Source organism: Steroidobacter flavus, from assembly GCF_042651805.1.
Taxonomy (GTDB): Bacteria; Pseudomonadota; Gammaproteobacteria; order Steroidobacterales; family Steroidobacteraceae; genus Steroidobacter; species Steroidobacter flavus.
Genome location: NZ_JBHSDU010000014.1, coordinates 959,405 through 974,017, shown reverse-complemented (window position 1 = coordinate 974,017; position 14,613 = coordinate 959,405). Strand labels below are relative to the sequence as shown.

At 61.9% G+C, this 14,613-nt stretch carries 2 protein-coding genes; both read left to right on the top strand.

The window, feature by feature from the left end:
* The first annotated feature begins 84 nt into the window (after positions 1-84).
* Positions 85-14,034 (top strand): hypothetical protein, encoded by a 13,950-nt coding sequence (locus tag ACFPN2_RS26730; RefSeq protein ID WP_380602337.1) that lies wholly within the window; start codon positions 85-87, stop codon positions 14,032-14,034.
* Entirely contained in the window at positions 14,031-14,612 is a 582-nt protein-coding gene (locus ACFPN2_RS26725; RefSeq protein ID WP_380602335.1) for a hypothetical protein, read from the top strand. Before ACFPN2_RS26730 ends, ACFPN2_RS26725 begins: the two co-directional genes overlap by 4 nt.
* The last annotated feature ends 1 nt before the right edge of the window (position 14,613 follow it).

Here is a 14,613-nt window from a genome sequence, read left to right as displayed (position 1 = left end):
GGCGCCGCGGCGGGTGCATCGAGTCTGGCGTTCGATGCCTACGGCAATGGTTTTGGCGCGTGGATCTTCAGCGGCGACGTCTATGTGCGGCGCTACGACGTGGCGACGGCGCAGTGGTCGGCGGCGGTTCGTGTCGATAGTGCGACCGTCACGTCGAGCGCCGTGCAGCTGGCGGTCGATCGGGCGACTGGCAAAGCGGTGCTCGGATGGATACAGAGCACGGGTGTGGCGGTTTCGAGCTACGACCTCGCGACTGGCACGTGGGGCGCCGTGCAGCTGATGGCTTCGAGCGATAGCGTGACCAACGCGCGAGACAGCTTCGCGCTCTCGATCGCCGGAGACTTTACCGCGGTCACGTGGATACGCACCGAATCTGGTCGCTTGAATGTTCGTGCGAGCGTCGCGAACAACGGGGTGTGGGGCGCGGTCGGCTTGCTCGAGAGCACCTCGCCGCACGCATCGCTGCCGCAGGTGGGCATCGATGCGACCGGCAATGCACTGGTGACGTGGCGCCAGTCGGACGGCACGGCGGAACGTGTTTATTACAGCCGCTGGAGCCATGCGAGCCAGAGCTTCAGCACCGCGACGCTGCTCGACAGCGGGACCGGTGCGACCGACCGTCCGAAGATGGGCTTCGACGGCCAGGGCAATGCCATTGCGATGTGGAGCGAAGCGGGGAGTTTGTATGCTCGTCGCTTCGACAGCGCGACCGCGACTTGGGGCACCACCGTGTTGGTTCAATCGGGAACCATCTCGAGCTGGGATCTTTCCGTCGACGCGCAGGGTAACGCGCTGGCCGGTTGGACGCAGGATGACGGTACAACCATCTCGGCCTACGCACGCCGCTTCGATGCGACCAGCGGAACGTGGGGCACGGTGGCGCTGCTCGAAAACAGCACTGCCGCGGTCTCCGGGACCAGAATCACAGTCGCCATCGCCGGCAACAACGCGGTGGTGGGTTGGCTGCAGACCAACGGAACGACTGACGATCTTTACGCGGTCACTTCGAATGGCGGCACATGGAGCACGCCGCAGCTGATCGATTCGCGCTCGACCACGGTGACTGCACAGTTCGCCGCGGTCGATATGGGCGGCAGCGCCGCGCTGGTGTGGGAGCAGGTCGACGGTAACAACTTCCGTTCGATCTATCAGGCCAGCTATCTCAGCCCGGGTTACTACACGGTTCCCGCCGGTGCGACGTGGCAATCGATTGCTAACGCTCTGTATGGAGTGAACAGCGCCGCGGCTGGCAGTGCCTTGCAGGCCGCGATGGGCAACCCTGCGTTGATGACTGGCGCGCTGCTGTCCGGCTTTCCCGCGACACTGGATGTGGGATCGTCCACGCCAGGCGGCGGCCAGCTTCAGACCGATGTGCAGGATGCATTGGGACTGGTCACGCGCTACATCCACGACGAGGCTGGCCGGCTCACGTCGGTGTTGAGTCCCGCGGTGAACGGCACCCGGATGGAGACGCGGTACGCTTACGACGCCGACGGCAATGTCACGTCGATCACCGAGGATCCGACTGGCCTCAATCGGGTCACGACGTTCGGCTATGACGCCAACGGCAATTTGACGCTCACTCGCGACAGCCTCGGCAACACGATCACGCGTACCTACGACAGCAACAATCAGTTGCTGACGGAAACGACGTACGCCGGACGCGATCCCGATGGCGCAGGCAGCGGTCAACCGACCGAGCCGAGCACGACGCGGTATGTGTACGACGCCGAAAGTCATCTGCGATTCGTGATCTCGCCGGAAGGTCGCGTGACCGAGCATCGCTATGACACCTCCGGTCAACGCACCTCGACCCGCACCTACCTGAATATCCGCTACACCGCGACGAACTTCGCCGAGAGCGACCTGGTTACCTGGACCGGCAGCGGCGATCGCACGCACGAGCTGGCGGTCTATGCTTATGACTTCCGTGGCAATGTCCTGAACATCACTCAGTACTGGGGCATGACCACCGCGGGCGCGCCGCTCGGCACCGCCATGATCACGCGCTTCGTGTACGACCAGCGCGGCCAGCTGTTACAAACGATCGATCCGCGCGGCGAAGCGACGATCGGCAATCCCAACGACTACCGCACCGTCTATACCTATGACGGACTCGGTCGGCGGCTCACCAGCAATGAATGGATCTCCGCCACGACGACCCGCACGACACTCAATGCGTACGACGACGCGGGCCGCACGACACGCTCGACGTTCGCGAATGGGTTGGTTACGACCAGCGTCTACAATCGTGCCGGCGAACTGCTCAGTGTCGCCAATGGCAGCGCGGGCTCGTTCGAAGCCCTGGGCAAGACCAGCTATGCCTACGATGCCGGCGGACGGCTGCGAATGGTGACCGATCCCACCGGCGTGCGGCAGTTCTTCTACTACGACGACGCGGGCCGGCAGGTCGCGCAGGTCGACGGCGATGGCTCGCTGACGGAGTTCGTCTACAACCGCGCGGGCGAACGCATCAAGACCATCCAGTACGCAGCGCTGCTGCCCACGCAAACTCGGAACTCGCTGGTGGTGGGCAACAACCCCGCGGACATCGCGCTCTCCACGCTGCGCACAGCGGCGGGCGGCAATCCCAACAACGATCGCATCACCCGGTACGTCTATGACGCTTCGGGTGCGCTGGTCTACACGATCGATCCGTCCGGTGCCGTGGTCGAAAACCGTTACGACGGCGCTGGCCGCCTGACGGACGTCGTTCAGTACGCGAATCGCCTCACGATTCTGCGCACGGTCGACGAAGTGCTGCCATCGGCAGTCGCGGTGGCAACACACGACGACGATCGTAGCACTCGCTATTTCTATGACGGCGAGGGCCTGAAGATCGGACAGCTCGACGCCGAAGGCTACCTCACCGCGTACGTCTACAGCGGCTCGGGTCGCCTGATCGAGGAGACTCGCTACGCCAATCAAAGCGCCGCCGGCCTGCGCGCCACGGGCACGCTGGCCGCACTCAAAACCTCGGTGGGGACGGACACCGAAACCGCAATCGATCCGGAGCGCGATCAGGTCACCGAGTACTACTACGACTCGATGGGGCGCCTCACTGGTGTGCTGGACGCCGAAGGGTATCTGACCGAGACGCAGTACGACGGCGCCAGCAATATCAACAAGCGCATTCGTTACGACCAGGTGCTGTCGTATCGCTCGACGCTCTCGACACTGAAAGCATTGGTGGTGGACGCGACAGTGCGTGAGACCACTGATTACACCTACGATGGTGACAACAAGCTGCTCAGCGAAGTGCTTTCGCGAGGGCCCGCGACAGCTCCCGCAACCATCACGACGACGACCTACAGCTACGATGCGATGGGCAGCATTGTAAGCACCACACGAGCCGCGGGCACGAGCGATGCGCGCACAACCGAGACGCGTTACGACTTCCTGGGCCGAGTGATCCAGGAGCTTACCGGGGAAGGCTCCGCTCAACTCGCGGCTCTCACCAATCCGACGCAGACGCAGATCAATGACATCTGGACCCGCTATGGCGTCCAGTATGCGTACGACCTTGCCGGCCGGAAGATCTCGGCGACGATACGTCCGACCGACACACAGACCGACACGACGCTGTACTTCTATGATGAAGACAATCGGCTGCGCTTCGAGGTGAATGCGCTCGGCGAGCGCACCGAATATCGCTACAACGCGCTCAATCAGGTCGCCGAAGAGATTTCGTACGTCAATCGAATCTCCACCAGCGGATTGACGGGCGGACTGCTCACGTCGGCTTTGATCAGCACGTTGACCGCCACCGCCGACAACGCGCGCGATGGACGCACGACGTACGAGTACACCATCACGGGGCGACTGCTCAGCGAACGCGTGGCGCGAACCACGAGCACCGGCGAAGATGCACTCACCACCTTCATCTACAACGCGTTTGGCGAACGTATTTCGGCGCTTCAGCAGATCGATGCCACGCGCACGCTGCCCGTGGAATACATCTATGACCGCCGTGGGTTGCTGACGGAGACACGCCGGGGAACGAGCGGCACCATTGCCATCGAGCAGCGAGCCTACGACGCATTCGGTCGGTTGGCACGGACCACCGATGCTCGCGGCAACATCTGGAGCACAAGCTATGACCGCCTTGGTCGTGTCATCGCCACCACGGACCCAGGCAATCCCGCGCGGTCGATCGCATATAACGCGTTCGATCAGGAAATTTCGCGCACCGATGCGCTGGGCCACACGACCACCTACGCGTACGACGCCGCCCAGCGCCGGTTGACGACCACGAGTCCCGAGGGCGTGGTGACCTCGACCGTTTACAACCGTCATGGCGAAGTCTTCACGGTGACCGATGGTCGCGGCAACTCGACTACGTATCTCTACGACGCGGATGGCCGGTTGAAGACGGTCACGACGGCCGCGGGCACGACCACTCAGAACTACGACCGGGCGGGTCGCAGGATAGAAACGATCGATGCCAACGGCATCAGAACGGTGTACGCCTATGACGCGGCGGATCGCGTGCTGACGCGCACAGTCGATCCGACGGGATTGAATCTCGTCACCCGAACATTCCACGATGGCCGTGGCCAGGCGGTCTGGACGCAGGATGCCGCGGGTGTCTGGACCCAGCTGCAGTACAACCGCGATGGCGAGCTCACGTCGGTCATCGTCGATCCGCTCAGCGTGCCCAACGCGACCAGCACGCAAACCGCGACCTCGTTGGTGAGCAACGCGACCGGCCTGAATCTTCGCACCGACTATGCATATGACTATCGCGGCAACACCGTAACGGTGACGGATGGCGTCGGCTCCAGTCAGCCTCGGGTCACTCAGCACACCTACGATACGCTCGGCCGTCGCACTCAGACGGCGGTGGATCCCAGCGGGCTCAACCTGCGCACGATCTACACCTACGATCTCAATGACAACGTCGTCGCGACCACCGATGCCCGCGAGGGCGTGACTCGCTTCGTCTACAACGTCAGGAACGAGTTGATCTACTCGGTCGATGGCACCGGTGCCGTCGTCAAGACCGACTACGACGCCGAAGGTCGGGTGGTGAAGACCACGGCCTATGCGAACCGCATCAGCTTGACGAGCCCGCCGCCGGCGTTGCCGCTCGCGATCTCGGCTGCCGATATCACTTCACGACTGACAGTCAACGCAGCGGCCGATCAAGTCACGCACACCGTCTACAACCGTGATGGCCAGGTGCGCTACCGAATCGACGGCACAGGTGCGGTGACGAAGCTGAGCTACGATGCTTCCGGAAACGTGGTTGAAACCACGCGCTATTTCACACGGATCACCGTGCCCGCCACCGTCAACGAAACAAACGTCGCGGCGGCCATCACTACCAACACGACCTACGATCAGACCGAGCGCACGGTCTACGACAACGCCAATCGCGCCATCTTCGACATCGACGCGGAAGGCTACGTCACGCAGTTCGTCTACGACGCCGAGGGTCGAGTCACCAAACAGATCCAGTACACCAATGCGCTCGCGGGAACCTTCGCTACGAACGTCGCTCCGCAGATTGTGAGCACCGCGCCGGGCAGCGGCTCTTACGTCATCACGAATGCCGCGAACGATCGTGTCACTCGCACCGTCTACGACGCCGCCGGCCGATCGCGTTTCAGCGTCGATGGCGAAGGCTACATCACGGAGTTTCGCTACGATAACTTGGGCCACCAGACGCGCAAGATTCAGTACGCCGGCCAATACACGGTGGGCGACAGCGCAACGGTCGCAACCGTCACCGCGCAGGTGCCGGCGACACCGGGTGCGACCGAACCGGTCGAGCAGCGCATCTACGACACGGCCGGTCGTCTGACACGCACCATCGACGCAGAAGGCGTCGAGACGCGACGTGTCTACGATGCCGTCGGTCGGGAAACGGACACGACGGTCGCGTTCAATACGCCGGACGCGAGCACGACTCATCGCGTGTTCAATGCCGCGGGATATCTGATCGAAGAAACGGTCGGCTATGGCAAGCCCGAAGCTGCCGTCACGCGATACATCGTGGATGGCGTCGGCAATCGACGTTTCATCATCGATCCGCGAGGCTACGAGCTCGCGGAGACGGACACTCAGTGGGCACGGCAGATGCGTGACTTGCTGCATTATCCGATCGATGCTGCGAATCTCACCGCGACCCAACGAGGCGAGCTCAGGGCGCGCTACGCGACGGAACAGGTGTTCGATGCCAACGGCAACATCACTGTCGTCAAAGATCCGGCCGGCAGGACGATCGCGACTGAGTACGATGCCTTCGGCAATGCCGTGAAAGTCACCGACCAGCGCGGTTTCAGCGGCTATTTCTATTTCGACAAGAACAATCAGCAAGTCCTGCAGGTCGATCCGGAAAAATACGTCACGCAGACGATCTACAACGCGTTCGGCACGGTGGAGCGCATCGTCCATTACGCCAACGCCGCGGTGGGCACGGTGACGACCGCTACTCCTCCGGCAATCGTCAGCGCGGTGCCCAATCCCGTCACCGGCCCTTATGTGCTGATCGACACGCTGCGGGATCAGACCACTCTCATCGAGCACGATCGCCGCGACCTGCAGACGAGGATCGTCGACGCGGAGGGCAACGATGAGGCGATGACGTACGACGCGTTCGGCAACAAGGTCACTTATCGCGACAAGCTGGACAGCGTCTTCATCTATACGTTCTATCGTACCGGCAAGGTCAAGACTCAGACTTCGCCGAGCGTGACCGTCACCACGGTGAATTCAGCCGGCACGGTCAGCACGTCGCCCCAGACGCTGGTCACCGAATACACCTACGACCAGCGTGGCAACGTCACCCGCATACGGGAAGCGCTCGGCTTGCCACAGCAGCGCGACACGACCATTCAATACGATCGGCTGAATCGCGAGGTGCGTCGTAACCTGCCTGAGATCGAAGTCTTCGGTCTCGGTCGCCAGATCCCATATATCGCGACCACCTACGATCGCCGCGGCAACGTCGTGGAAGTGCGCAACGCTGCGGGCGGTCGCACGGTCAGCTACTTCGATGCCTTGAATCGCAAGGTCGCCGAGGTCGATGCCACGGGGGCGCTCGCCGAGTTCAGCTATGACGATGCCGGCAACCTGACGCGAGAGCGCGCATTCACGACCCGGCTCAACATCGCCAACGTGGCCTGGACGGCCAGGCCGGTCGCCACGGCGGGCGATACTTACCGCGAGATGGAGTACGAGTACGACGCGAACAATCGTCAGATCCGATCGCTCACTCAAGCCGAAACGTACTTCGATACGGATCGTCTCGGGACGCGGCCGAACGGCAATAGCGAGGTGACGACCAACGGCTACATCTACGGTCAGATCGCGAATCTCACTTACTACGATGCCACGGGCAATGTGGTGATGACGGTCGACGGTCGCCAGCATGCGACGCTGTTCTTCTACAATCAGCTCGGCCAGCAGATCCTCAGCGTCGACGCGCTCGGTTACGTCACCCGGTTTGAATACGACAGCAACGGCAATGTCATTCGTCAGTCCCGCTACGAGAAGCAGCTGAGCCCCACCACCATCAGCAACCTGTCGCCGGCCAGCATTCCGACGGCCATCATCAATGAAGTGGCGGGGCAGGGGCAGGATCGCATCGTCGAGATCGAGTACGACCGGCTCGGCCGCAAGAAGATCGAGCGCACGCTGAGTGTCCGCTACAGCACGGTGAGCGATACCGGTGTGCTCAATTCGACTGAGCAGGCCATCCAGACCCGCTTCGAGTACGACGCGGCCGGCAACCTGACGCAGGCCATCAAGGCGGACGGCTCGCAAACCAACTTCGTGTACGACGAGCTCGGGCGACTGAAGCAGCAGCTCGATCCCAGCGTCGCCGTCTATAACGGCATGAGCGGGTCGACGGTGCTCACGACGAATTGGCGAGCCACGACCGAGTGGCAATACGACGCGTTTGGCAATCGCACGCTGCAGACCCGGCTCGGACGGACCGCGGCCGAGAACCAGGTGACCCGCGTCCGCTACGACGAACAAGGCAACGTGCGGTCCGAGTGGGATGCGATGAGCTATCGCACCGACTACGAGGTCGACGCCGCCGGCCGGGCCAAGCGCCAGGTCAAGACCGCGCTCGATGCGTCAGGCACCTCGCACACGTATCGAACCGAGTTCGATTACGACGCACTCGATCGCGAATCGAGCCGCCGTATCGTGACCGACGGTGTCAACGGCGATCTCACCTGGACCAGTTACAACGCGTTTGGCGATGTCAGCGCCCGAGGCATCAACAATACGACGCAGGCCGAGTATCGCTACGACAAATTGGGTCACTTGCTCTGGACCAACGCGGACACGGGCACGCCGCGTGCGTATGTTTACGATGCCGCCGGCAATGCGGTGATCGAGGTATCTCAGAGCAACGGCACGAACCTGAGCTCGGTGACGACGCCGGCAGAGGTGCAGGGCATTTCGCCACTGCTGGTGCAGTACAAGTTCAGCATCTACAACGCACGCAATCAGATCACGGATGTATTTCAGGCGCCGATGGATTTCACGGGCCTGACGGGCTCGCTGTCGACGGAAGAGCTGGAGCAGCTCGGCACCAGAACGACCGTGCCGACGGTAGGCACTCCGGTGGCGGATCCAAACTCACCCTATAACAACAACCCGCCTGCTACGACTATCACTAGCGGCAACATACGCACGGTGCAAGGAACACCGAGCTACAACTGGTACCCGAGTACACCGGGCGACATCCGCAGCAACCCGACGTATCGTCACCCCGGCTACGTGTCGGTAGGTGAGTTCGGGCATGCGCCGGTCCCCACGGACTCCAACCCTCCGGCTCGGAGCTGGACCTGGGACGGGACGACGATGCGGGTGACGACGCAGACCACGACCGTGATCCCCGGCCAGCCCTCGTCCGGCTCACCGCAAACGACGTCGTCGACCACTGTGTTCGACTACGTCAGCGGCAGTGCCACCACTCCGCAGCAGACGACGACCGAAACCCAGACACCCAACGTCGTTATCAATTCGGTCGATGTGCGTGACTATGAGGCGAGCGTCGTTACAGCCGTGCACTATGAGCGGCTGGGCGCGAGCATACAGTCGCAGATCAATTTCATTCCCTCGCAAACGATCACTGTGACCCAGACCTCGCTGCCCGAGCAAGGTGGCGGCTTCCGGTACTACAACACCTACCGCATCCCTGCGATCGCAGGTTTCAGCGGGGTGGCGACGCAGGTCGTGGTCATGGACGCGTTTGGCGCTGTCCTCGTGAATCAAAGCGTGACTGGCGAATTTGTATCCTCGTGGACCGATAGCGTTTCGTACAGCACTCGGCGCCTGATCGTCACCAAGGGCTCGATCACGCTCTTCGACGGCACCATCCGTGCCAACACCAACTACGCCACGCAAAGCGCAGTCGCTGTCGTGGGGCAGGGCGTCAACGCCGGCGGTGGCGTGGCTGCCGTGCAAGTCGCGCTCGACGGTGGGGCGCCCATCTCTCTGACCCCTAACGACACCCTGGGTGGCGGCCGGCAATGGGTCGCACTCGGCATCGGCGCGAGCTCCAGCTGGCAGTACAAGTTGTACTCGAGCACCACTCCGAGCGACGGCTCGCTGCTGGCAGGCGTCGGCGGTACGACCGCCAATCCTGCTTCGAACCTGACTTACTTGCACAGGGTCCGCCAGGACACGGAGTACTACTGGACCGAGAGAAGCGATCCGCAAGCGACCGCTTACAACCGGCTCGATGTCACGAAGGTGGTGCAGCAGAGCAATTACGTGCTGCAGCTCATGTACAGCATCGCGAGCGGCAACACGCTCAGCAACCAGATCCACCGCACCAGCCGATACAACGCCTTCGGCGAGGTGACCGGCGAAACCGACGGTCGCGGTTATCTGACGGAATATCAGTACAACGAGCTCGGCCAGGTCATCAAAAAAGTGGATCCGATCGTGTCTCAGACCGACGAGCACGGCGTCCGCAACGATAACTTCCGGCCCGAGACCCAGTACTACGTCGATGCGCTCGGGCAGACGATCGGCACTACGGATGCCAATGGGTTCACCACCAAGGTGGCGATCCGCAACGGCCATCTCACCGCGCAGTTCAATCCCGACGGCAATGTCGAGCGTCATTACTTCGACGTATTCGGCAACGAAGCGGCGAGCACGGCGGCCGAGATCAACCTGACCACGCGCTATCAGTTCGACAAGAACAATCGTCTGGTCCGCACCGACTTCGCCGGCGGCAACTACGATGCCTACGGCTACGACTCGCTCGGCAACCGTATCGAGCACACCAATGGCCTCGGCAATGTCGAGCGTTACTACTACGACGCGGAAGGTCGTATCACGCGATATCGCAGCGCTCAGAATCGCGAGACTTCTTACACCTACTCGTTCGTGAGCACGATCGGCGAGCGCGGTGGCTATCGCAAAGTGACCGTCGACGCGATGGGCAACCAGCAGATCGACGACGTCGACATGTACGGCAAGATCCGCTCGCACACGGACCTGGGTGGCCGCGTCTACACGTACAACTACAATACCGCCGGCTGGCTCACGAGTCAGCAGAGCACGGTCAGCGCCACCGATGCCACGGTTCTGCAGAACATCCAATATTTCTACTACGCCAACGGCTACGTGAAGGAGATTCGGGACCTCGGCATCAACAGCATCGCGATGTTCCAATACGACCGGGACGGCAACCGGACGCTGGAAAGCTATTCGGTGCAATCGATCGTGCCCGGCGAAGTTGCCTACGGCCAGACGCCGTATCAGATGTCGACGGCCAGCTACGACGGGCTCAATCGCGTGACGTCCATCGCGGAGGAGGGCCGATACAAGATCGAATACCAGTACGACAAGGTCGGTAACCGTCGGAGTGTGCGCAGCGAGTACTACGATCTGCTCAAGCCCACGACTCCCGATAATCTGCTGGTGCAGGAGTATTGGTACAAGTACGACTCGATGAACCGGTTCACGACCACGATGGGCCGGCTGACCGCCGTGGGCGGCGAGATCGTGCGCGGCCCGTACGGTTACGACATCACTTACAACGGCGCCAATCAGCGCACCTCGCAGAAGACCACAGACGTTGCCGGTCTCACGATCAAAGAAACCTATACCTACGACAACAACGGTTTCCTGACCGTGACCCGCATCAATCCCGATGCCGAGCACGTCGCCGGCAACGGTGCGAAGCGTGCCGAGCGCGTCAATAACAATGTGGGCGACCGCATTGGTTATTTCGAATACAACTCGGCGGAACAGGTGACGAGTCACCACACCTATGAGTACGACGCCGATCACATGATGAGATTCGATCGCGACATCGCGAACAGTCGAGGCGTCGAGTACATCCTGCTCGCCGACGGCCGAGTCAACCGGAGCGTGACCTACAACTCCGACCCCAACGCGGCGGTCGTAACGCTCCAGTACCAGTACGAGAACTGGGACAGTTATAAACAGAGCTCCATCGAGATCAGCGGTGCCGGCAACAATGTGAACGGCGAGTGGCAGGACGGCCGGTCGGACTTCGACTATGACGTGAACGGCCATCTCGACCGGGTCTTCGATCACGCCGCCAATCGCACCATCTGGTATGTGAACAACCACAACGGTCAGACGCTCAAGCGTCTGCAATGGGTGGGCCACGATACCAGCGTCCGGCCGGAGACCATGCGCCGTTTCTATTATCTGTACGGCAAGGCGGTCGGCGACCAGGCCGTCGACGGTAGCAAGGCGCCGTTGCGCATCGACTACGCTCAGGAGCTGCGCGGCACCGAGCTGGAAGGCAACGGCAACAAACAATACCTCGAGTCGAGGCAGTACGATTCGATGCCTCAGCAGTGGCAGCAGTGGAGCCTGCACTACACGCAGAACGGTCGCGCGCAATCGTTCCAGCACAAGGACATCGGCGAGCGCGTCATCCCGGTCACGTCGGCGGACTTCGACCAGAACTTCCAGCCGATCAACGAAAACTATCCGCCGCCCACCGCCGGCACCTACATCGTCATGGTCGGCGACACGTTGCGAACGATCGCGGCCTCGGTGTGGGGCGATAGCAGTCTCTGGTACCTGATCGCGGAGGCCAACGGCCTCGGCGACAATGTGCCGTTGACTCCCGACATGCGGCTGACCATTCCCAACGTCGTCAGCAACATTCACAACAACGCCACGACCTTCCGACCGGTCGACCCGGGCCTGGCGCTCGGCGATACCTCGCCGACCTTGCCACAACCTCCGCCGCCGCCCGCGGCGAAGAAGGGCTGCGGCGTGCTGGGCATGATTCTGGTGGTCATCGTTGCGATCGTCGTCACGGTGTTCACTGCCGGAGTGGGCACGGCTGCTGCCGGTTCCGGGCTCACCGGCATCATGTCGGCGGGCGTGACCACGCTCGGCGCGGGCTTCAGCACCACCGCTTTGGTCGCGGGAGCCGTCGGAGCCGCGGCAAGTCAGGGCGTCGCCATGGCGCTGGGCATGCAGAAGGATTTCGACTGGACCGGCGTGGCCACCGGCGCGATTGGAGCAGCAATCGGCGCAGGCATAGGCAAGCTGGCTTCGAATGTTTCTTCGTTGTCCTGGCTGAACAATACGACCGGACTTTCCGGTTTTGGCGCGCAAGCGGTACGAGGCGCCATCGGTCAGGCGGCCACGCAGGGTGTTTCAATGGCCCTTGGATTACAGAAGCAGTTCTCGTGGACGCAGGTCGCCGCCGCTGCCGCCGGTGCGGCGGTTGGCAACGCCATGGGCAATTGGCTGGACAAGGTCATTCCCAACTCGGCCGGCGCGCTCGTGAAGGACTTTGCCAGAGGATTCGGCAGTTCTGCGGCGAGTGCCGGCGTGTATGAAGCAATCACCGGAGAGCGCGCCAACTATGGCTTGATTGCCGCGCAGAGCTTCGGCACCGCGTTGGGTAACTCGCTGGTCAAGGAAATTGCGACGGCCGACGCCGCCGCGAGCTCAGCCGTGGCACGGGCCCCGCAGGAGCAGGACAGCCCGCAACAGATCGGCCCGGCCCAGGAAGCCCAAGCTCAACAGCAACGAGCCAGCGCAACGCTGAGTCTGAAAGGCAAGCTGCAGGTTGGCGAATACCAGTTCAAGGTCGCCGACGACGGTGCCATCGTCACGGGCTTTGGCGCGGATGTCGACCAGCTCTTCAACAGCTCGGAGACGCTGGTGGCGGACTTGAAGAAGTTTGCGAGCGTCGAGAAGGAGGGCTTCACGGGGACCATCAGGTTCGTCGATGACGATACCCAGACTCACTATGTGACCGATCGCAATATGATTGAGATCAATATCAGGGAACAGGGCGGCATGCCACAATTTGCCGAATATCTGGTCTCCACACTGGCCCACGAGCTGGGGCATTACAAATTCACCGACGATCCGTTGTACAGCGCCGGGTTCAAGCTACCCGATTCCGCCTACCAGCCGATTCCCGGGCTCGGTCTGGGGGAGAGAATGCCCACTTACGATGCCGTGAAAAGCGCCTACATGAACCACTCCAAAACCCAGGGGCAGCTCACGGAGGCTGCGGCGGCGATGAACGAGTTCGAGGTCGCCCGCGAAATTCAGGAGAAGCTGTCGCTCGACATCACGGCGATCGATCCGGTGGGCAAGGTACACGCCGATGTTTATCGGGCGGCTTACGACAAGTATCGTAATACGTACAGCAATCTCGACCTCGCTACCAAGACCGGAAAGCAGCAGGCCAGGGCGGCTTACACGACTGCGCTGAGAACGATCGGCGCGAAGTGGGGCGATGAGCGCCCCAACGATCCAGTCGGCAAGGCTCCGGCGACTTACCGGGACGCGTGGGCCGAGAATGCCCGGTCCGGACTCAAGGAATTCTGGTATGACAAGGGTAGTTACTACGATGAATGGAACAAACTGGTCGTCGCGCAACAGAGCCGCGTCGACAAATACCAGATGCAGTGGAAAGATCCTGGCTTGACGGCGCAACGCAGAGAGATGTTGCGGGAGGTGCTGGAGGGCACCGGCAAGCAGAAGGGAGCGCTGCAGATTCTGGAGGACTACCAGCGGTATCGAGGACCGGTCAAGAAGAAATGATCGAGCATATTCGCATCCCCGCGGTGCTGGTTGCTGCCTGGGCTTGCCTGGGCAGCGCCGCGCAGAGCGCTGACAACGAAGCTCGGGAGAGCGCCATGCATGAGCAGGAGTTGACCGGGCTGATCGTCAGCCTGGCTTCGGAGAGGTTGTTCGATCGCGGCGCGGTCGAGCGTCAGCTAGGTGTGATTCTGCGCAAGCAGGTGCCGCCGGCAGGGGATTCGGGCGAGGATATCGGCTGGATGAATTATGCGATCGACGCCAATGCTCACAGCGATTTTTTCCGGCAGATCGGCTACAGCGCTCATGTGAGTGCCGCGAAGGATCCGGCGGCACCGCGGGTGACCGATCGGGTGCACCTGGAGCTGCGCATTCGCGACGACCTTTGTTTCTCCGGTGAGGAGCTGGTGCGGGAATACTTCAAAGGCTCCTTCGACGATTTCGCCGCGGCTCAGTCCAGCGTCGGCTCGGAAGTCGCCTATCCGTTGCAGATCAACGGCATGAAAGTATCGATCAGATACCGTCCGGGCAGGGAGTGTCTGAAGGACGTTTACTTCGCACGAAAAACATCAGATCGGTGAG